Below are 20683 nucleotides of genomic sequence, written 5' to 3'. Positions count from 1 at the left end.
GGAATGGTGCGGTTGTGGGGAGGGAGTTACCATTTTCGCCCTTGTGCGCGCAGTCCACAGAAGACGCTTTGTGAGGAAGGAAGCGCTAATTATTACCTCATAAGGACGGTGAAGTGGGAGGAAACCAAGCATCCGGTTGCCACCGGATGAACCGTCACGGTGTCAAGGCCGGACCCCTCCGCCGCGTGCCCGCCCAGACGACGGCGGTGACCGCGACCAGCAGCGCGCAGGGGAGCAGCATGATCGTCGATCCCGCCCCCGCCGACCGGTCGGCCCCCGCGAGCGGATCGGCGTGCGTGGCGACCATGAACAGGTAGACCAGCAGCGCCGCCCGGCCGAACACGGCGGGCCGGAACGCCGACACCACCGAGCTCAGGGACGCGCCGCGCACTCCGTACAGCCAGCGCTGGAGCAGCATGCTCCACGGGATCAGCAGCGCGATCGAGACGAGGTTGGCGGCGTGGTAGACCGGCGTGAACTCGGCGCCGCCGGAGATCGGGTTGGCGCGGCCCATCGACTCGTCGATCGCCGAGCCGACGACGCTGATCACGCCGCCGAAGCCGAACAGCCCGACGAGGAGCAGCACGAGGGCCAGCACGCCGCGCCCGACCCGGCGCCGGTCGCCGGTGAGCACGAGATGGTAGGGGAGGCCCGGCGGGATCCGCCGGGCGGAGGAACGGGATCGCATGCCTCCAGCCTTCTGCGGGCCCGTTCGCCCCAGCAGTGCCGTCGCTCACGAGATCCGATGCGATCCGCACGTCAGCGGCGTGACATTTGTCAGATCCAGCCCCGCTCGGCGGCCACCCGGACGGCGTCGTGCCGGTTCGCCGCACCGAGCTTGGCGATGGCGGCGGTCAGGTAGTTCCGCACCGTCCCCCCCGAGAGCGACACCCGCCGGGCGATCTCCTCCACGGGCGCGCCGTCACGTGCGAGGGCCAGCACGTCGGTCTCGCGCGGGGTGAGCGGGGAGTCCCCGGCGCTGATCGCCTCGGCCGCGAGCTCCGGATCGACGTGCCGCCCGCCCGCCGCGACCTTCCGGACGGCGGCCGCCAGGTCCCGCGCCGACGTGGTCTTCGGCAGGAACCCGAGCACCCCCGCCGCCAGCGCCGCCTTGAGATACCCGGGCCGCCCATGGGAGGTCAGGATCACGCACCCGCACCCGGGCAGGTCGGCCGCCAGCCGCCGCGCCACCTCGATGCCGTCGGCCCCGGGCATCTGCAGATCGAGCAGCGCGACGTCGGGCCGCACCCGCAACGCCGTCACCACGGCCTCGTCCCCCGACGCCGCCCGCCCGACGACCTCGAAGTCGTCGTCGAGTTCGAGCAGCCCGGCGACGGCGTCACGAATGAGATGCTCATCGTCGGCGACGAGAATTCGGATCACGCTGACCCTCCCGGAATCGGCACCACGGCCTCCAGCAGAAACCGGTCTCCCCCGCGACGGACGTCGACCCGCCCCCCGAGCGCCCCGATCCGCACCGACATCGCCCGCAACCCGCTACCGCCGCCCGTGGCCGGTTCGGGGGCGGCGCCGTCGTTGACGATCGTGAGGCGAATTCCGCCGTCGGTCGCCGTCGTCGTGAGGGTGACCTCCGTGGCCGCCGAGTGGCGCAGGACGTTCGTGACCCCCTCGCGGACCACCCACGCCAGGGCCTCGGCGCATTCCCCGGGCACCGGGTCGCCGGTCACCGTGCAGCGGATGCCGGCCGAGCCGAGCAACGCGCGCGCGCCCGCCACCTCGCCTTCCCACGTGACCCTGACCTCGCCGCGCACCACGCGGCGCACCTCACCGCCGGCCTCCTCGGCCAGCCGCCGGACCCCGGCGAGTTCGTCGGCCGCCCGGCCGGTGCCGCCCCGGCGGACGAGTTCGGCGGCGAGTTCGCTCTTGACCGCGATGGCGGCGAGGGTGCGGCCGAAGACGTCGTGCAGGTCGCGCGAGATGCGCAGCCGCTCGTTCGCGAGCGCGAGGGCGGCCCGGTCTTCGTGGGCGCGCTGCAGCTCCCGCAGCACCTGCAGCATCCAGCCGCCCGACCAGCAGGCCCACAGGGTGACGCTGACGACGGCCGCCCCGACGACCAGGAGCGGGACGTCCGCGACGGCGGCCAGGGGGACGGCCAGAAGCAGGATCGCGCCGTTCAGGCAGAGCGTGCGCCGCGCGTCGAGCACGGGCACGAAGCTCGCCGCCACCGACCCGATCGCCGTCGCGATCACCACGCCCCGCACCGGGGCCGTGATCGTGAACGACGCCGCCACGAGCGCCACCAGCGTGAGCCCCCAGGCGATCACCCCGCCGACCGGCAGCCGCCGATCGCGTCCGCCGAGGACGTCGAAACTCCACCGCCCGACCAGGACGTTCCCGGCGACGAGGGCGATCGTCAGTGCGACGACCGCGGGGAACCCGGGGCTCGCCGACGCGGCCGGAAGGGGGGCGAGCGGGGTCGTGACGGCGACGTAGGTGGACCAGCGGGCGTAGGTCTCGAACCGTCGGGCGCTGACCGCCGGCCATTCCCCGACGGGCCTCGGCCGGCCCGACCCGGCGTCAGCCGTCGGTGCCCCGGTCGCGTCGTCGCAGGTAGCGCTCGAACTCGGCCGCGATCGCGTCGCCGCTCGCCTCGGGCAGGTCGGCCGCGTCCTTGCGCTCCTCGAGCTCCTTGACGTATTCGGCGACCTCGGAGTCTTGCGCCGCGAGCTCGTCGACCCCGGTCTCCCAGGCGCGGGCCTCTTCGGGCAGCTCGCCGTAGGGCATCGGGATGTCGAGGAGGTCTTCGACCCGGCGCAGCAGGGCCAGGGTCGCCTTCGGGTTGGGCGGCTGGGCGACGTAGTGGGGCACCGAGGCCCACAGGGAGATCGTCTGGAGCCCCGCGTGGCCGAGGGTGTGCTGGAGCACGCCGATGATGCCGGTCGGGCCTTCGTACTTGGTCAGTTCGAGGTTGAGAACCCGGGCCAGGCCGGGGTCGCTGACCGAGCCCACGATGGGCACCGGCCGGGTGTGGGGGGAGTCGTTCAGCAGGGCGCCCAGGAGGAGGGCCAGCTCGATGCCGAGTTCGTGGCAGAGCCCGACGATCTCCTGGCAGAAGGTGCGCCAGCGCATGTTGGGCTCGATGCCGCGCAGCAGCACGACGTCACGCTTGGCTCCCGGGGGACGGGCCACCAGCAGGCGGGTGGTGGGCCAGGTGATCGACCGGGTCATGCCCTCGCCCATCTCCACGATGGGCCGGGTCACCTGGAAGTCGTAATAGTCTTCCGGGTCGAGCTCCACCAGCGGGGTGGCCTTCCACTCGGCCTCCAGGTGGGCGAGCACCGCGCTCGACGCCTCACCCGCATCGTTCCAGCCTTCGAACGCGGCGATCAGCACCGGGTCGACGAGCTCAGGGAGCCCTTCGAGCTCGATCAAGCCGCCTCCTCACATAGTCGTGGACCCAGCCTAGTTGTAGTGCGCCCCCGAGCGTTATCCGTGGCCACCGATAAGCTGAGGGCCGACACCCCGACTCTCCCCGAGGCCGATACTTCATGTCCGCACATCTGCACGCCGTTCTCTTCGACATGGACGGCCTGCTGGTCGACACCGAGAAGCTGTGGGGTCTCGTCGAGGCCGAGGTGGTCGAACGGCTCGGCGGCGAGTGGGGTCCCGACCACCAGGAGCGCCTGGTCGGCGGATCGTGGGACGCCACGGTCGCCTACATGCTCGGCCTGACCGGGGCCGACGTCGCCCCCGAGGTGGTGGGCCGCTGGCTCCTCGACGGCATGCTGACACGGCTGGAGTCGGGCGTCGAGCCGCTGCCCGGCGCCCTCGAACTCCTCGCCGAGGTCAAGGCCGGGGGCGTGCGCACCGCCCTGGTCACCGCCTCGCTCAGGCCGATGGCCGACGCCGTGCTCGCCTCGATCGGCCGCCACCACTTCGACGTCGTGGTCACCGCCGACGACGTGACCCGCACCAAGCCCGACCCGGAGCCCTACCGGCTGGCCCTGCGCCTCCTGGCCGCCGACCCGCAGTACACGGTGGTGTGCGAGGACTCCCCGAACGGCGTCGCCGCCGCCACCGCCGCCGGCTGCCACGTGATCGCGGTGCCCAACCTGCTGCCCATCTCCCCGGCCCCCCGCCGCACGGTCGTCGAGTCGCTCCTCGACGTCGACCTGCCCCTGATCCGCTCGCTCGTATGGCGCGTATAGACGGTCTAGGCGGCCAGCAGAGGCGCGAGATCGGCCCGGTTGTTCACGCCCAGCTTCGTGTAGACCCGGCACAGGTGGTTGGCGACCGTACGCGGTGACAGCACCAGCCAGTCGGCGATCTCGCGGTTGGTCAGGTTCCAGGAGGCCAGCCGGGCGACCTCGGCCTCCCGGGCGCTCAGCCCCTCGACGCGGGGCGTGGCCCCGCCGATCAGCGCGAGCCCGTCGCGCACGCCCAGCGTGGTGGCCCGGTCGCGCACCACGTGGGCGTGCAGCGGGCAGGCCAGCCGGACGCGCGGGGGAGAGGTGTCCCGCAGCACCGTGATCAGGCCCCGGCGCTCCAGCTGGGCGACGGCGGCGTGGTCGGCCAGGGTGAGTAAGACGTCCAGGTCGACCGGCTCGGTCAGGGCGACCAGCTCGATGGCGGCGGTCTCGGCCGGGGTCAGCCCGGCCAGTTCGGCCTCCAGCAGCTGGCGCAGCCGGGGCGGCAGGGTGAGCTCGCCGTCCCACCGCCAGACGCCGCCGGCCAGGGTCATGCCGGTGCCCGGCAGCAGTTCGGTGATCAGGCGGAGGTTGCCGCCGGTGGTGTGGTGGAGGCGGCGTACCGTCGCGAGGTCGGCGGGGCCGCCCAGGGCGGCGGCCAGCAGGCGGCCGGTCTCGCGGACCGTCAGCGGGGCCAGGTCGATCCGGGTCAGCGCGCCGTCGCGCCACAGGGCCGCGATCGGCTCCGGCAGCGGGGCGCCGGCCGCGACGGTGACGATCGGCGTGGTTCCGTGGTGTTCGGCCAGGTGGGCGACCAGGGCGGCCGAGCTGGGGTCGAGTAGGTGGGCGTCGTCGACGGCCAGCACCGGCGGGATCGGCCCCAGGGCGGCGGCGGCCCACACCACGGGGTTGACGGGGGTGTGTTCCGGGTCGGGCAGCAGGTGGGCGAAGGCGCCGAACGGCACGCCCGCCGCGCGGGCCCGGACGAGCAGGTGGGAGAAGGGTGCCAGCGCCTCGGTGAGCAGGCGGGTCCGCCCCGATCCGGCCGGGCCCGCCACCAGCACCCCGCCCCCGTCGCGGGCCGCCGTCCTGATCTGATCACGTTCGGCCATACGCCCCATGAAAGGCCACATGCCTCCGACGGTAGGAATCCGGCGGGCCGGGCGGATCAGAGTGAACCCCACGGTCCCCCAGGGGTAACCCGGGGGAGTGCCTAGGGGTCGCGCCCTCCTCAGGGAGGAGCACGCGGCGGAGGCCCACGTGACAGGATGGAAATCAGGCCAAATCAATCGAGACGCGGGCGGCCGGGGGCCGGTCGTGGCTCGCGCGGGAACCGCCGCGAACTACCCGAGGGGGCCGGCATGACCTTTGCCCAGATCGCGTGGCTGCCGTTGTGCGCGGGGCTGACCGCAGCCGGAGTGGTGCTCGCGTTCCTCGCGTTCCGGCGCCGGGGGGCGGCCGCGGGCCTGCGCGTGACCGCGTGGGCGCTGCTGCCGCTGGCGGCCTATCTGACCGGGGTGCTGGAGACGCTCTGGAACGTGGTCGCCTCGATCGTCACCTTCGTGACCCGGCTCGTGCTCTCGCCCACGGTGTGGGCAGGGGTTGCGCTGGCCGGGCTTTCGGTGGTCTTGTTCCTGGTGTCGGGGGTCATGCGGGGCCGCACCCTCCGGATCGGGCGCAGGTCCCGGGCCGAGAAGCAGGGCGCCGCGCCCGCCGCGCCCGCCGGGGCGGCCCAGCCCGGCCGGCCGGCGGAGGTCACCAAGCCGATGGCCCGTCCGGTCGAGTCGAAGAATGATGATTTCTCCGACATCGAGGACATCTTGAAGAAGCGCGGCATCAGCTGAGCCCGGCTCGGGAAATCTCGCATGGCGAGACCCAAGTTACCGGCCAGTGCAATGTCACAGATCCGCGACACAACCGAAACGGGACTCCGACATTCTCTTCAAGATCAACACGAATGAGTTTCGCGTGAATCACAGTTGGGCCACATAGCGCCTACTGGGTCTTGTTTACGCAGATCAGCACATAGATTCTGCCTCCGAGACCCGCTCACCATGTGGGTCTGGATCCACATGGGAGCGCTCCGGACGTGTCGTGCTCCCGTCGGCACAACGTCGTCTGGAACCCAGGGGGCCCAACGCATGACCGCACCACTTGACGTCTCCGGCGATGAGCTGAAAGCCACGCCGGAGTCCGTTGCCGAGGGAGCGGGCGCGAAGGCGATCCAGGGGCGGTCTCTTGGACAGATCGCCTGGATGCGCCTGAAGCGGGACAAGGTCGCCCTCACCGGTGCCGGTGTCATCATCTTCCTGATCTTGGTCGCCATCTTCGCACCACTGATCGTGGGCTGGTTCGGGCACCCGCCCAACCAGTTCAACCAGGACCAGATCGACACCATGACGATGATCCCCAAGGGCGGGTCCGGCATCAGCTGGGACTACCTGTTCGGGGTCGAACCCGTCAACGGCCGCGACCTGTTCAGCCGGGTCGTGTACGGCGCCCGGATCTCGCTGCTGATCGCCTTCCTCGCCACTCTGCTCTCGGTCCTCATCGGGACCGTCATGGGCGTCATCGCCGGTTACTTCGGCGGCTGGGTCGACATGATCATCAGCCGGCTCATGGACATCTTCCTCGCCTTCCCCGTCCTGGTCTTCGCCATGGCGCTGGTGGGCGTGCTCGGCCAGTTCGAGACCCAGCTCCAGGTGAAGGGCGACTCCCTCCGCATCCTGCTGCTGATCTTCGTCATCGGCTTCTTCAACTGGGGTTACATCGCCCGGATCATCCGGGGGCAGACCCTGTCGCTGCGGGAACGCGAGTTCGTCGACGCGGCGCGGAGCCTGGGCGCGCGGGGGCCGTACATCCTGTTCAAGGAGATCCTCCCGAACCTGATCGCGCCGATCCTGATCTACGCCACGCTGCTCATCCCGACCAACGTGCTGTTCGAGGCGGCGCTGTCGTTCCTGGGGGTCGGCATCCAGCCGCCCACCGCGACCTGGGGCGGCATGCTCGCCGCGGCGACGAAGTACTACACCGTCCCGCACTTCATGTTCTTCCCCGGTATGGCGATCTTCATCACCGTGCTGGCCTTCAACCTCTTCGGCGACGGCCTGCGCGACGCACTCGACCCCCGGTCGGGTCGCTGACCTTCCACCCTGTTTCCCCGGCTCCTACCAACAAGGGGTTTACGAATGAAGAAGAAAGCACTGGTCGTCTCGGCCGCCGGTGCCGTCCTGGCGCTGGGCCTGTCGGCCTGCGGCGGCGGTGGCACGTCGACCCCGGCTGCCACCGAGGGCGGTGGCTCCACCTCGGCGCCGTCGGCCGGGGCGGCCGGCTTCAACGCCGGTCTTGAGAACGTGACCAACCCTTCCGACGCGAAGGGCGGCACCCTCAAGATGGCCGTCACCGAGGACTGGGACTCCATCGACCCCGGTGACACCTACTACGGCATGTCGTGGAACCTGCTGCGCATCTACGGCCGCCCGCTGGTGACCTACAACCCCGCGCCGGGCGCCAAGGGCCGCGAGCTCGTCCCCGACCTGGCCGAGAGCCTGGGCGTGAGCAGCGACGAGGGCAAGACCTGGACGTACAAGCTGCGCGCCGGTCTGAAGTACGAGGACGGCAGCCCGATCACGTCCAAGGACGTGAAGTACGCGGTGCTCCGTCAGCTCGACAAGGAGACCTTCGTCAACGGCCCGACGTACTTCAACGACTGGCTGGACCTGCCGAAGGACTTCAAGTCGGTCTACAAGACCCCCGACGTCAACACCGACTCGGCGATCGAGACCCCTGACGACCAGACGATCGTCTTCCACCTGAACAAGCCCTACTCCGGCTTCGACAACTTCGCCGCGCTCCCGGCCACCGTGCCGGTCCCGCAGGCCAAGGACACCGGCATCAAGTACCGCGACCACGTGATGGCCTCGGGTCCGTACATGTTCGAGACCGTCGAGCAGGGCAGCCGGTACGTGCTGGTCCGCAACCCCAACTGGGACCCGGCGACCGACCCGATCCGCAAGGCGCTCCCGGACAAGTACGAGATCAGCCTGGGCGTCGAGGCCAACGACCTCGACAACCGGATCATCGCCGGCGACCTGCACGTCGACATCGCCGGCACCGGTGTCCAGCCGGCCGCCCTCGGCTCCATCCAGGCCGACCCGGCCCTGCGCGAGCGCGCCGACAACCCGGTCTCGGCCCGGACCTGGTACATCTCGATCCTCAACGACAACCCGCCGCTCGACAACGTCGAGTGCCGCAAGGCGGTCATCTACGCCGCCGACCGCGTCGGCCTGCAGAACGCCTACGGCGGTCAGCTCGCGGGTGACATCGCCACCTCGCTGATGCCCTCGGGCATCGGCGGCTGGAAGAAGCTCGACCTCTACCCGACCGGCAGCGGCGACGAGGCCAAGGCCAAGGAGGCCCTGACGGCCTGTGGCCAGCCCAACGGCTTCGAGACCACGATGACCTTCCGCTCCGACCGTCCGAAGGAGCAGGCGGCCGCCGAGTCGATGCAGCAGGCGCTCGCCAAGGTCGGCATCAAGCTGACCCTGAAGGGCTTCCCGACCTCGGAGTACTTCACCGCCTACGCCGGCAAGCCCGCCTACACCAAGGCCAACGGCATCGGCCTGGCCACCAACGGCTGGGGCGCCGACTGGAACGACGGCTTCGGCTTCCTGTCGCAGATCGTCGACAGCCGCACCATCCGCGAGGCCGGCAACTACAACCTGTCGGTGAAGGACCCGGCCATCGACGCGCTCGTCGACAAGGCCTTCGGCACCTCCGAGACGGCCGCCCGTGACGCCGTCTGGGGCGAGATCGACCAGAAGGTCATGGAGGGCGCCTACGTCCTCCCGGCCGTCTACGCCAAGGGTCTGCTGCTCCGGGGCAAGGGCGTGACGAACCAGTTCGTCACCGGCGCCTTCGACATGTACGACTACCTGGCGCTCGGCGTCCAGCAGTAGTAAACCGGCCTTAGGTTCGGCAGGCAGGGGGCCGGTCCCACCGGACCGGCCCCCTATCGCCGAGGGGGGACAGTGGTCACCTACATCATTCGGCGCCTGATCGGCGCCCTGGCCATGCTGTTCGTTGTCAGCGCGGTCACTTTCTCGATCTTCTTCGTGGTGCCCCGCCTCGCGGGCGTGACGCCGGACGACATGGCCAACCGCTATGTCGGACGCGCGGCCACCGCCGCAAACGTGCAGGCGACCGCACAGAAGCTCGGGCTGTACGACCCCGTCGTCGTCCAGTACGGCCGATGGGTGAAGGGCGTCTTCGTCGGGTCCGAGTACGACTACGGAGCCGGCGTTGAGCACTGCCCCGCCCCCTGCCTCGGTTACTCGTTCGTCACCAAGCAACCGGTCTGGCCCGACCTGGTCGACCGGCTCCCCGTGACGCTCTCGCTCGCCGCGGGCGCCTCGGTCATCTGGCTGGTGATCGGCGTCTCGGTCGGCGTGCTCTCCGCGCTGAAGAGACGCTCGATCTTCGACCGGGGAGCGATGATCATCGCCTTGGCGGGCGTGTCGCTGCCACCCTTCTTCACGGGTCTGGTGGCGCTCTCCCTGCTCTCGTACGGTCTGGGCATCACCGCCCCCGGCGGCGCCTACGTCCCGTTGTCGGAGAATCCGGCCCAATGGGCCTACAGCCTGATCCTGCCCTGGCTCACCCTGGCCTTCCTGAACGCCGCGGCCTACGCCCGGCTCACCCGGGCCGGCATGCTCGACACGATGGGTGAGGACTACATCCGCACCGCGAGAGCCAAGGGCCTCAAGGAGAGCAAGGTCATCGGCAAGCACGGCCTGCGCGCCGCGCTGACCCCGATCGTCACGATCTTCGGTCTCGACGTGGGCATCCTCGTCGGCGGCGCGATCCTGACCGAGAACGCCTTCTCCCTCCAGGGCCTCGGCAAGTACGCCACGACCGCCATCGCCGCCAACGACCTGCCCAAGATCATGGGCTTCACCATGCTGGCCGCGTTCTTCATCGTCGTGGCCAACCTGATCGTCGACCTGCTGTACGCGGTCGTGGACCCGAGGGTGCGGCTGTCATGACCTTCCTCCAGCTCAACGACCTGAAGATCCACTTTCCGACCGACGACGGCCTGGTCCGGTCGGTCGACGGCCTGTCGTTCCAGCTCGAGCGCGGCAAGACGCTGGGCATCGTGGGCGAGTCGGGCTCCGGCAAGAGCGTCACCTCGCTCGGCATCCTGGGCCTGCACAAGGGCGGCCGGGCCAAGATCTCCGGCGAGATCTGGCTCGACGGCGAGGAGCTCGTCTCGGCCTCGCCCGAGCACGTGCGCTCGCTGCGCGGCAAGAAGATGGCGATGATCTTCCAGGACCCGCTGTCGGCGATGCACCCGTACTACACGGTGGGCGACCAGATCATCGAGGCCTACCGGATCCACAACAACGTCTCGAAGAAGGTCGCCAAGAAGCACGCGATCGACATGCTCGGCCGGGTCGGCATCCCGCAGCCCGACCGCCGCGTCGACAGCTACCCGCACGAGTTCTCCGGCGGCATGCGCCAGCGCGCGATGATCGCGATGGCCCTGTCGTGCGACCCCGAGCTGCTGATCGCCGACGAGCCGACCACCGCGCTCGACGTGACCGTCCAGGCGCAGATCCTCGACCTGATGCGCGACCTGCAGCGCGACTTCAACGCCGCGCTGATCATCATCACCCACGACCTGGGCGTGGTCGCCGAACTGTCCGACGACATCCTGGTCATGTACGGCGGCAAGTGCATCGAGTACGGCTCCGCCGACGACATCTTCGAGCGGCCCGAGCACCCCTACACCTGGGGTCTACTGGGGTCCATGCCCCGCCTCGACCGCGAGGTGACCGAGCGCCTGCTGCCGATCAAGGGCAGCCCGCCCTCGCTCATCAACGTGCCGTCCGGCTGCGCCTTCCACCCCCGGTGCGCCTTCGAGCCGCGTACCGGCGGCAAGGGGAGCACGCTGGTGCCCGACCTGGTCGAGACCGAGGGAGGCCACCTGGTGCGCTGCCACCTCTCCCGCGAGGAGCGGCGGGACATCTGGGCCACCGAGATCAAGCCGAAGCTGGAGTCCTGATGTCCGAAACCATCCTGTCCGTCCAGGGGCTGGAGAAGCACTTCCCGGTCACCAAGGGGCTGTTCAAGAGCCAGGTGGGCGCGGTCAAGGCGGTCGACGGCATCAGCTTCGACGTGCGCAAGGGCGAGACGCTCGGCCTGGTGGGCGAGTCGGGCTGCGGCAAGACCACCACCGGCCGCCTGATCACCCGGCTGATCGAGCCGACCGGCGGGAAGATCACCTTCGAGGGTCACGACATCACGCACATGAAGCAGGGCAAGCTCCGCCCGCTCCGGCGTGACATGCAGATGATCTTTCAGGATCCGTACAGCAGCCTGAACCCCCGGCACACCGTCGGGGCCATCGTGGGCGCGCCGTTCCGGATCCAGGGCATCGAGACCGAGCAGGGCACGAAGAAGGCCGTACAGGACATCCTGGAACTGGTCGGCCTCAACCCCGAGCACTACAACCGCTACCCGCACGAGTTCTCCGGCGGCCAGCGGCAGCGCATCGGCATCGCCCGCACCCTCGCCCTGAAGCCCAAGCTGATCATCGCCGACGAGCCGGTCTCCGCGCTCGACGTGTCGATCCAGGCCCAGGTCGTCAACCTGCTGGAGGACCTGCAGAACGAGCTCGACCTGACCTACGTGGTGATCGCTCACGACCTGTCGGTCGTCCGGCACATCTCCGACCGGGTCGCGGTCATGTACCTCGGCAAGATCGTCGAGGTGGGCGAGCGGGCGAGCCTCTACAGCTCGCCGATGCACCCCTACACCAACGCCCTGCTGTCGGCGGTGCCGATCCCCGACCCGAAGCAGCGCGAGGGCCGCGAGCGCATCCGCCTCACCGGTGACGTGCCCTCGCCGCTCAACCCGCCGCCGGCCTGCCGCTTCCACACGCGCTGCTGGAAGGCCCAGGAGATCTGCAAGACCCAGGAACCGCCGCTGGCGGAGCTCGCCCCGGGCCACGCGGTCGCCTGCCACTTCCCGGAGAACGCCCCGTCGACGACGGAGACCCCGGCGACGGTGGCCTAGTAGCCGGCCGCCCGCCTCCCGAGCGGGCGGCCCGCCAGGTCCTCCACGACCTCTTTGTACGCGGTCCGCAGGTTGATCCGGATCACCCGCCCGTCGGGCAGATCCACCCGCACGCGAGCCATGACCCCTCGCTTCAAGACGCCCTCCCCAGGCCAGCCAACGGTGACGATCGCGCCCTCGCGAATGAAGGAATGTGCCTCGTCGGGCCCGGACGGCTGGTGCACCACCCTGTCGGGGTAGACCGTCAGATCGCCGGGCACCCACCCGTGGTGGGAGAACGCGTGTACCGGCACCGGGAAGCCGTGCACGATTGCGGTGACCGTCACCGACCCGTCGGGATTGCGCATCGGGACGGGCGGCCGGGGGCGGAGGCCGAGCCGCACCAGCACCGCTTCGACGGTGAGCGCCGGCAGCAGCCAGACCAGCAGCGCGGCGGCCTTCAGCCGCCGCGCGGGCGAAGCCTTCATCATGGCCGCCTCCCCTTCGAATGGTTCCCCTATGTGCGGATATATCCCAAGAAGCAGGTCAAGGGCTCGCTTCCGGACGAAAAGTCTGGAAACATCCGATCATCTAGCTTTGGGTAAGTGATCGGAAGTCGTACATGAGTCGAATCGGGTTAAGGGCGGCACTCGAACTGGTGCGCGCCCCGGCCACCCTCTCCGTCCCCGGCGACACCATGGCGGGCGCCGCGCTCGCCGGGCGCAGCGGAACCCCCGGCCTGGCCGCCGCCTCGGTGCTGCTCTACTGGGCCGGGATGGCCCTGAACGACTGGGCCGACCGCGACATCGACGCGGTTGAGCGGCCCGAGCGGCCCATCCCCTCCGGGCGCATCTCGGCCAACCAGGCCCTCGGCATCGCCGCCGGGCTCACCGGCGCCGGGATCGCCGCGGCCACGCTCGCGGGCGGCAAGAAGGGCTTCGCCATCTCCGCGCTGCTGGCGGGGGCGGTGTGGGCGTACGACATGGGCCTGAAGCACACCCCGGCCGGTCCCGCCTCGATGGCGGCCTGCCGCACGCTCGACGTGATGCTCGGCGCCGGCCGTCCCACGCCGATGGCCTTCGCCGTGGGCGCCCACACCTACGGGATCAGCATCCTCGGCCGCGCGGAGGTGTCGGGGGCGAGCCCGGCCACCGTCCGCGGCGCCCTGGCCTGTACGGCCGCCGCCACCGGTCTCGCGGCCGTCTCGGTGGCCAGGGGCGCGGGCTCGGCGGCCGACAAGGCCACCGCGGCCGCCCTCATCGCCGGGTACGCCGCCAGCGGCGGGAAGGCGACGCTGGCGCTGCGCGGCAAGCCCGACCCCGAGCAGGTCCGCCAGGCGGTCCGGGCCTCGATCATGGGCTTCGTGCCGCTGCAGTCGGCCGCCGTGGCCGGAGGGGGCAAGACGCTCTCCGGGCTCGGCCTGCTGGCCGCGCTCCCCGTGGGCCGCTGGCTCTCGTCGAAGATGTCGACGGCATGAACTTCGGCTACTGCTCCAACGGGTTCCGCGACCACTCCCTCGACGACGCGCTCAGCGTGCTCGCCGACCTGGGCTACACCGGCGTCGCGCTCACCCTCGACCACGGCCACCTCGGCCCCGACCCCACCTTCGACGAGGTCAGCCGGGTCGCGACGAAGCTCGGCCGCCTCGGCCTGAGCGTCGTCGTGGAGACCGGCGGCCGCTACACCCTCGACCGGTTCCGCAAGCACTACCCCACGCTGCTGCACGAGGACGCGGGGGCGCGGGTGGCGTACACGAAGAGGGCCATCGAGGTCGCCGCCGACCTCGGCGCGCCGGTCGTCCACCTCTGGAGCGGCATCCGCCCCGCCGAGGTGCCCGACGACCTGGCGTGGGACCGGCTGACCGCGCACTGCGAGACCCTGCTGGCCGACGCCGAGGAGCACGACGTGGTGCTCGGGTTCGAACCCGAGCCCGGCATGCTCGTCGACGACCTGGCCTCCTACGAGCGGCTGCGCAAGCGGCTGGGGGAGCCCGACCGGTTCGGGCTGACCCTCGACATCGGGCACTGCCAGTGCCTGGAACCCTGGCCGGTCGCCGAGTGCGTCCGGCGGGCGTCGCCCTACCTGGTGCACGTCCAGATCGAGGACATGCGGCGAGATGTCCACGAACATCTGGAGTTCGGCGACGGAGAGATCGAGTTCGCGCCCGTCATGGCGGAGTTGCGCGGATTCGACGGGATGATCGCGGTCGAGCTGGCCCGGCACAGCCACGCCGCCCCGGCGGTCGCCCAGAGATCCATCGAATTCCTGCGACGTCATTCCTGAGGACATAACCATGCTCGTTATCAACGTGGTCGGGCTCACCCCGCGCCTGCTCGCCCACATGCCCAACGTGTCGAAACTGGGCAACGCCGCCGCTCTCACGCCGGTGCTGCCCGCGGTCACCTGCTCGGTGCAGGCCTCCATCGTGACCGGCGCGATGCCCCGCGACCACGGCATCGTCGGCAACGGATGGTACTTCCGCGACCTCGGCGAGGTCTTCCTGTGGCGCCAGCACAACGCCCTCATCCAGGGCGAGCAGATCTGGGACGTCACCCGCGACCTGAAGACCGCCAACGTCTGCTGGTGGTACGCCATGGGCACCAACTCCGACTTCGTGGTGACCCCCCGCCCGATCTACCACGCCGACGGCGCCAAGTCGCCCGACGCCTACGTGCGCCCCCCGGAGTGGCACGACAGGCTCGTGAACGACCTGGGCGAGTTCCCCCTGTTCACCTACTGGGGCCCGAACGCCGGCATCACCTCGTCGAACTGGATCGTGGGCGCCACCCGCAAGATCATCAACGAGGAGAAGCCCGACCTCACGATGGTCTACATCCCGCACCTCGACTACGACCTGCAGCGCTTCGGCCCCGACTCCCAGCAGGCCATCGACGCCGCCAAGGCCGTCGACACGGCCCTGGTCCCGCTGCTCGACCAGAACCCGGTCATCCTGTCGGAGTACGGCATCACCAACGCCTCCAAGGCCGTCGACATCAACCGCGCCCTGCGCCGCGAGGGTCTCCTGGAGGTCTACACCCAGGTCGGCATGGAGTACCTCGACCCGTGGACCAGCCGCGCCTTCGCGGTGTCCGACCACCAGATCTCGCACGTCTACGTGCGCGACTCCGCCGACATCCCGCGCGTCCGCGACCTGATCGCGGGCCTCGACGGCGTCGACGAGGTCCTCGACCAGGCCGGCAAGGAGAAGTACGGCCTCGACCACGAGCGCGCCGGGGAACTGGTCGCCGTGGCCGAGCCCGACGCCTGGTTCACCTACTACTACTGGCTCGACGACGACCGCGCCCCCGACTTCGCCAAGCTGGTCGAGATCCACCGCAAGCCCGGCTACGACCCCGCCGAGCTCTTCATGACCAGCAAGGCCATCGCCGCCAAGGCGCTGCTGCGCAAGAAGATGGGCTTCCGCTACGAGATGTCGGTCGTCCCCCTCGACCCGAAGCAGGTGAGCGGCAGCCACGGCCGCCTCCCCGACTCGCCCGAGGACGGCCCGGTGCTCATCGGCCCGTGGGACGGCGACAGCTACCACGCGACCGACGTGAAGGACCTGCTGCTGAAGGAACTGCGGCGGAAGTAGGTCCGGCTCACGGGCCCGGCGCCGCACGGCTCCGGGCCCGGGATCCCGGCCGTTACGGGTGGGCGCCGGGCGTGATCAACCCGGTCTCGTACGCCAGCACGACCGCCTGCACCCGGTCGCGCAGCCCCAGCTTCGTCAGCACGTTGCCGACGTGGGTCTTCACGGTCGTCTCGCTGACCACCAGCTCACGGGCGATCTCGGCGTTGGACAGGCCCTTGGCGATCAGCTTGAGGACCTCCAGCTCCCGCTCGGTCAGCCGGGCCAGCCGCGTCGGCGACGCCTGCTGCTGGGCCGACGGCAGCCGGCTCGCGAACTTGTCGAGCAGCCGCCGCGTGACGCTCGGCGCCACGATCGCGTCGCCGCCCGCCACCACCCGGATCGCCTGCACCAGCTCGGCGGGCGGCACGTCCTTCAGCAGGAACCCGCTGGCCCCGGCCCGCAGCGCCTCCACGATGTACTCGTCGAGGTCGAAGGTGGTCAGCACCAGCACCCGGGGCACGTGCGCCGACGGCGCGGCGTCGCGGACGATGCGGCGGGTCGCCTCGATGCCGTCCATGCCGGGCATCCGGATGTCCATCAGCACCACGTCGGGCAGCAGCGCCCGCGACTGGTCCATCGCGGTCGACCCGTCGCCCGCCTCGCCGACCACCGTCACGTCGGTCTCGGCCTCCAGGATGAACCTGAACCCCGTGCGCAGCAGCGGCTGGTCGTCGACCAACAGCACCCTGATCGGCATTTATCTGTCCTTGAGGGGAAAGCGGGCCCGGACCTCGAATCCGCCCCCCGGTCGCGGGCCGATCCGCAGAACTCCACCATAGAGGGCAACTCGCTCCTTGATGCCCACCAGACCGTGCCCCTTGCCGCCGTTCTCGCGTTTGAGCACCAGCCCGTGCCCGTCGTCTTCGACGTGCACCATCAGCTCGCTGGGCTCGTGGCGGACGGTCACCCACGCGCGGGCGGCCGGGCCCGCGTGCCGCAGGCTGTTGGTCAGCGCCTCCTGGACCAGCCGGTAGGCGGCCAGGTCGACGCCCGGGGGCAGCTGCCGCGTCTCGCCCTCGAGCCAGAGCTGGGTGGTCAGCCCCGCCTCGCGCATCTGGTCGACGAGGCCGGGCAGGTCGTCCATGCCGGGCTGGGGGCCGCGCTCGGCCGGCCCGTCGGTCCGCAGCACGCCGACGATGCTGCGCATCTCGGCCATCGCCGTGCGCCCCATCTCCTCGATGGAGATCAGCGCCTCGCGCGCCACCTCGGGGTTCTTCTCGAGCATCGTGCGTGCTGCGGCGGCCTGCACCGTCATCACCGAGACGTGGTGGGCGACGACGTCGTGGAGCTCCCTGGCGATCCGCGACCGCTCCTCGGCGCGGGCCGCCCGGGTGTCGGCCTCGCGGGCCCGTTCGAGCCGGTCGGCCCGGTCGACCAGCTCCCCGAGATAGGCCCGGCGCAGCCGGATCGTGCGCCCGACCACCCACACCAGCGCCGTGACGACCACGACGATCGCGTGGTCGGCCCAGCCGAGCTGCTCGTTGGCGGGCAGCGCCCCGGCCAGGTAGCAGGCCATCACCAGCACCGCCGCCAGCACGCTCAGCGCCAGGCCCCGCTGCGTCGCGACGGTGTAGAGCAGGATGATCGCCGCGAAGTCGGCCAGCCCTGGGTTGTAACCGAGCCCGGTCAGCAGCAGACCGGGCACGCTGGTCGCCACCAGGAGCAGGAACGGCCACCGCCGCCGGAACGCCAAGGGAAGCGTGCACGCGGCGATCAGCAGCAGGCTGGGCAAGTCGGCCGGCCGGCCGAACACCGGCACCCCTTCCCAGCCGGCGGTCGTGCCGGGCCCGACGGACAACGCGAAGAGCAGCGAGGACGCGGTCACCACAACCGCGAGGACTGAGTCGCTGATCAGCTGCCGACGGGGGGAGGTGCGCACGCAATCAATTTAGGCGTCCTCCGGCCCACAGACCTCATCCCCAAGAACGAGCCCGGAGCTCAGAGCTCGTCGGTCGCCGCGCGGGCCGCCAGCCGCCGCGTCGGCCGGGGCCTCTCCTCGGGTACGGGCGGGGGAGTGCCCCCGAACTCGGGGCAGAGCGCCTGGTGGTCGCACCAGCCGCACAGCCGGGAGGGCCGGTGGTGCCACTCGCGGGTCGTCAGCGACCGCTCGATCGCCTGCCACAGCGCCTCGACCTTGCGCTCGGTCGCCCGCAGGTCGGCCTCGTCGGGCTGGTAGCGCAGCACCTCGCCCTGGCCGCTCAGATACATCAGCTGGAGCAGCCGGGGGATCTCGCCGCGCTGCCGCCACAGCACCAGGGCGTAGAACTTCATCTGGAACAGCGCCTTGGCCTCGAAGTGGGGCCCGGGGGCGGCGCCGGTCTTGTAGTCGACCACCCGGATCTCGCCGGTGGGCGCGACGTCGAGCCGGTCGACGTAACCCCGCAGCAGCAGGCCGCTGTCGAGCACCGCCTCGACGTAGAGCTCCCGCTCGGCCGGTTCGAGCACCGTCGGGTCTTCGAGCGTGAAGTAGCGGTCGACCATGCCGCGCGCCTGCTCCAGCCACTCGTCGCGCTCGGCGTCGCTCGCGAACAGCCCCTCGTAGGCGGGCTCCTCCTCCAGCAGCCGCCGCCACTGCGGGTCGAGCAGGTCGCGGGCGGCCGCGGCGGTGCGCGCCCCGGGCGGCAGGTCGTAGAGGCGTTCGAGCACGGCGTGGACGAGCGTGCCCCGCACGGCCGCCGGCGAGGGTTTCTCGGGAAGCTGGTCGATCACCCTGAACCGGTAGAGCAGCGGGCAGGTCATGAAGTCACCGGCACGGGAGGGGGACAGCGCGCCGATGACGGCGCGCTCCTCGGTCAGGGTCATGCCCAGACGATAGGCCATGCCCCCGACACTTCCGAGGCCCGCCGGGGCCGGTGGTGGCGCGTAGGATCCATGCCAAGGAAGGGGAACCAGACCGTTATGAGCACACCGTCCCCAGGGCTGCGGATGGGCCGCCCGTTCGGGATCCCGGTCTACGTGTCACCGACGTGGCTGATCGTCGCCGCGTTCATCACGATCACGTACGAACCGGTGGCCGCCGGGCAACTGCCGGAATTCTCATCGTTCGTCCACTACTCAGTCGCCCTGCTCTTCGCGGTGCTGCTCTACATATCGGTGCTCGTCCACGAGCTGGCCCACTGCGTGGTCGCCAAAGCCTATGGTCTCCCGGTCAAGCGCATCACCCTCTACCTTCTGGGCGGCGTCTCGGAGATCGAGCAGGAGCCCGACACCCCCGGCAAGGAGTTCCTGATCTCCTTCGCCGGTCCCGTCGCCTCTCTCGGCCTCGCAGGCGTCTTCTTCGGCGTCGAGCAGCTCCTCCAAGAGGGCACGATCCCCCAGGTCCTGCTCTACATCCTGTGGTTCTCCAACGTGATCGTGGGCGTGTTCAACCTGCTGCCCGGCCTGCCGCTCGACGGCGGCCGGATGCTCAGGGCCGGGGTGTGGCGGCTCACCCGCAACGCCAACTCGGGCACCGTCGCCGCCGCGTGGGTCGGGCGGGGCGTCGCCGTCGTCGTGGTGCTCTACCAGCTCGTGCTGCCGCTGATGGCCGGGCAGGAGCCCGACTTCACCGCCATCGTCTGGTCGATGATCCTGGCCTCGTTCATCTGGATGGGCGCCACCCAGTCGCTGCGCGTCGCCAAGGTCCGGTCCCGGCTGCCCCAGGTGCGGGCCCGCGCGCTGGCCCGGCGGGCCCTCCCGGTAGCGGCCGACGTGCCGCTCGCCGAGGCACTCAGGAGGGCCCGCGAGGGCGGCGCGGGGGCGCTGGTGATCGTCGACCACGAGGGCCGTCCCACCGGGATCGTCAATGAGGCGGCCGTCAACGCGACCCCCGAGGCGCGCCGCCCGTGGATCACCGCCGGGTCGCTGGCACGCTCCCTCGAACCGGCCCTCGTCCTGGGCGCCGACCTGGAGGGGGAGTCGTTGATCGACGCGATGCGCGACAACCCCGCGGGCGAATATCTGCTCGTCGAACGGGGCGGCGAAATCTACGGCGTGCTCGCCACCGCCGACGTCAACCGGGTCTTCACGGGCGTCTGACCAGATCGGGAGCGATCACCCCCACTCGTCATCTGGCTCGCGCACCACTAATGTTCTGGTCAAACGATCAGAAGTTAGGTATGGCCGGAGGAGAGTTCTGTGACGGAGCAGGGCGCGGGGGTGGTCCGTCCGCTTCCGGGTGACGGTGTGGTCGCTCACCTGAACGGGCTGGCGCTGGTGTGCGGGCCGGGCTCGGCGCAGGTTGAGGAGTTGCTCGACGCGGTGCGGGAGACCGCAGAGAGCGGCGGCGACGGACGGGCCCTGGTCCGTAAGGTCGCCCAGGTTCTGGCGCGCTCCATGAGCGACGAGCCGCCGACGATCGCGGTCGCCGGTCCCACGGGCGGCGGCGTGGCGGTGCTGGTGTCGGGCGCGGCATCGGCCCACCTCTTCGGCGCCCCCGACGGCGACTTCGTGGTCTCGGGACAGGACGCCCTCACCTGGGCCGACCGCCTGGTGGCCGGCCCGGTGGGCCGGGTCGAGCTGCGGTTGCCCGGCTCGGGCCCGTCCAGCCCCTACTCGCGTCTCGACGGCGGGGTGGTCGCGGGCGGCGGCGCCGAGATCGACTACACGGCGACCGGCCACACGATGCACCGGCCCCACCCGATCCCGCAGCCCTCTCCGCCGCCCCAGCCGGGTCATCCCTACGCCTCGCAGCCCTCGGGCCCGCAGCAGCCGATGATCCCCCACCAGCCGCCGCCCCCGGCGGGCGTCCCGCCGTACGGCCAGCCGTCCTACGACCCGCCGCCGCCCTACGAGCCGGCCCCTTACGACCCGCCGCCGATGGGCGGCCCGATCCAGCCGCCGCCGCACCCCGGCCCCGGCCCGTTCGGCC

Annotated in this window: 20 protein-coding genes and 1 pseudogene; 12 read left to right on the top strand and 9 right to left on the bottom strand. The window is 70.8% G+C overall.

All coding sequences use genetic code 11. From position 1 onward, the window contains the following. Positions 1-154 precede the first annotated feature (154 nt). From FDA94_RS32875 to FDA94_RS32860, 4 genes are all read right to left on the bottom strand, one after another. Positions 155-688 carry a hypothetical protein gene (locus FDA94_RS32875; RefSeq protein ID WP_137250966.1) on the bottom strand — a complete coding sequence of 178 codons (534 nt, stop codon included), beginning with the start codon at positions 686-688 and terminating at the stop codon, positions 155-157. 89 nt (positions 689-777) lie between these two features. Further along, the gene (locus FDA94_RS32870; RefSeq protein WP_137250965.1) at positions 778-1383 is read right to left on the bottom strand and encodes a response regulator transcription factor; all 606 of its coding nucleotides are present in this window, start codon (positions 1381-1383) and stop codon (positions 778-780) included. Continuing rightward, positions 1380-2285 (bottom strand): sensor histidine kinase, encoded by a 906-nt coding sequence (locus tag FDA94_RS32865; protein ID WP_246060277.1) that lies wholly within the window; start codon positions 2283-2285, stop codon positions 1380-1382. Before FDA94_RS32865 ends, FDA94_RS32870 begins: the two co-directional genes overlap by 4 nt. Positions 2286-2538: 253 nt before the next feature. After that, entirely contained in the window at positions 2539-3393 is an 855-nt protein-coding gene (locus tag FDA94_RS32860; protein ID WP_030452355.1) for a PAC2 family protein, read from the bottom strand. A 116-nt stretch (positions 3394-3509) separates the two neighbouring features. On the opposite strand from FDA94_RS32860, the gene FDA94_RS32855 reads away from it, so the two are divergent. Beyond that, on the top strand, positions 3510-4169 hold the full coding sequence (locus FDA94_RS32855; protein WP_137250964.1) for an HAD family hydrolase: 660 nt from the start codon (positions 3510-3512) through the stop codon (positions 4167-4169). 5 nt (positions 4170-4174) lie between these two features. Here FDA94_RS32855 and FDA94_RS32850 read toward each other — a convergent pair whose 3' ends face one another. After that, positions 4175-5260: a helix-turn-helix transcriptional regulator gene (locus FDA94_RS32850; RefSeq protein ID WP_137250963.1), complete on the bottom strand. Its 1086-nt coding sequence runs from the start codon at positions 5258-5260 to the stop codon at positions 4175-4177. Between the two features lie 249 nt (positions 5261-5509). Between FDA94_RS32850 and FDA94_RS32845 the strand changes: the two genes are divergently transcribed. From FDA94_RS32845 to FDA94_RS32820, 6 genes are all read left to right on the top strand, one after another. Next, positions 5510-5992: a cellulose synthase gene (locus FDA94_RS32845; RefSeq protein WP_137250962.1), complete on the top strand. Its 483-nt coding sequence runs from the start codon at positions 5510-5512 to the stop codon at positions 5990-5992. 297 nt (positions 5993-6289) lie between these two features. Beyond that, entirely contained in the window at positions 6290-7291 is a 1002-nt protein-coding gene (locus FDA94_RS32840; RefSeq protein ID WP_137250961.1) for an ABC transporter permease, read from the top strand. A gap of 45 nt (positions 7292-7336) precedes the next feature. Further along, positions 7337-9106, top strand: a complete 1770-nt coding sequence (locus FDA94_RS32835; protein ID WP_137250960.1) for an ABC transporter substrate-binding protein — start codon at positions 7337-7339, stop codon at positions 9104-9106. A 72-nt stretch (positions 9107-9178) separates the two neighbouring features. Next, positions 9179-10192 (top strand): ABC transporter permease, encoded by a 1014-nt coding sequence (locus tag FDA94_RS32830; RefSeq protein ID WP_137250959.1) that lies wholly within the window; start codon positions 9179-9181, stop codon positions 10190-10192. After that, a complete protein-coding gene (locus FDA94_RS32825) occupies positions 10189-11211 on the top strand; it encodes an ABC transporter ATP-binding protein (protein WP_137250958.1) in 1023 nt (340 codons plus the stop codon). Before FDA94_RS32830 ends, FDA94_RS32825 begins: the two co-directional genes overlap by 4 nt. Continuing rightward, on the top strand, positions 11211-12224 hold the full coding sequence (locus FDA94_RS32820; RefSeq protein WP_137250957.1) for an ABC transporter ATP-binding protein: 1014 nt from the start codon (positions 11211-11213) through the stop codon (positions 12222-12224). The genes FDA94_RS32825 and FDA94_RS32820 overlap by 1 nt, the downstream gene beginning before the upstream one ends. Here FDA94_RS32820 and FDA94_RS32815 read toward each other — a convergent pair. After that, positions 12221-12694, bottom strand: coding sequence for a hypothetical protein (locus tag FDA94_RS32815; RefSeq protein ID WP_137250956.1), 474 nt, complete (start codon positions 12692-12694; stop codon positions 12221-12223). The two genes, FDA94_RS32820 and FDA94_RS32815, sit on opposite strands and share 4 nt — an antisense overlap. A 131-nt stretch (positions 12695-12825) precedes the next feature. On the opposite strand from FDA94_RS32815, the gene FDA94_RS32810 reads away from it, so the two are divergent. Genes FDA94_RS32810 through FDA94_RS32800 form a run of 3 tightly spaced genes read left to right on the top strand, consistent with a single transcriptional unit; the run spans position 12826 to position 15795 of the window. Continuing rightward, positions 12826-13680: an SCO3242 family prenyltransferase gene (locus FDA94_RS32810; protein WP_137250955.1), complete on the top strand. Its 855-nt coding sequence runs from the start codon at positions 12826-12828 to the stop codon at positions 13678-13680. Beyond that, a complete protein-coding gene (locus tag FDA94_RS32805) occupies positions 13677-14486 on the top strand; it encodes a sugar phosphate isomerase/epimerase family protein (RefSeq protein WP_137250954.1) in 810 nt (269 codons plus the stop codon). Before FDA94_RS32810 ends, FDA94_RS32805 begins: the two co-directional genes overlap by 4 nt. Positions 14487-14496: 10 nt before the next feature. Then, positions 14497-15795, top strand: coding sequence for an alkaline phosphatase family protein (locus FDA94_RS32800; RefSeq protein ID WP_137250953.1), 1299 nt, complete (start codon positions 14497-14499; stop codon positions 15793-15795). 52 nt (positions 15796-15847) lie between these two features. Here the strand turns inward: FDA94_RS32800 and FDA94_RS32795 are convergent, their stop codons facing one another. Genes FDA94_RS32795 through FDA94_RS32785 form a run of 3 tightly spaced genes read right to left on the bottom strand, consistent with a single transcriptional unit; the run spans position 15848 to position 18636 of the window. Then, positions 15848-16531: a response regulator gene (locus FDA94_RS32795; RefSeq protein ID WP_137250952.1), complete on the bottom strand. Its 684-nt coding sequence runs from the start codon at positions 16529-16531 to the stop codon at positions 15848-15850. Beyond that, on the bottom strand, positions 16532-17713 hold the full coding sequence (locus FDA94_RS32790; protein ID WP_246060276.1) for a sensor histidine kinase: 1182 nt from the start codon (positions 17711-17713) through the stop codon (positions 16532-16534). A 59-nt stretch (positions 17714-17772) separates the two neighbouring features. Next, complete coding sequence (locus tag FDA94_RS32785) at positions 17773-18636, bottom strand: RecB family exonuclease (RefSeq protein ID WP_137250950.1); 864 nt, start codon at positions 18634-18636, stop codon at positions 17773-17775. Between the two features lie 96 nt (positions 18637-18732). On the opposite strand from FDA94_RS32785, the gene FDA94_RS32780 reads away from it, so the two are divergent. Both FDA94_RS32780 and FDA94_RS32775 read left to right on the top strand, forming a co-directional pair. Continuing rightward, the gene (locus FDA94_RS32780; RefSeq protein ID WP_246060275.1) at positions 18733-19851 is read left to right on the top strand and encodes a site-2 protease family protein; all 1119 of its coding nucleotides are present in this window, start codon (positions 18733-18735) and stop codon (positions 19849-19851) included. 99 nt (positions 19852-19950) lie between these two features. Beyond that, positions 19951-20683 (top strand): annotated as a pseudogene (locus FDA94_RS32775) (FHA domain-containing protein); the annotation flags it as partial.

This window comes from Herbidospora galbida (assembly GCF_005233835.1).
Classification (GTDB): domain Bacteria; phylum Actinomycetota; class Actinomycetes; order Streptosporangiales; family Streptosporangiaceae; genus Herbidospora; species Herbidospora galbida.
This window is presented reverse-complemented; position numbering and strand designations above follow the sequence as displayed.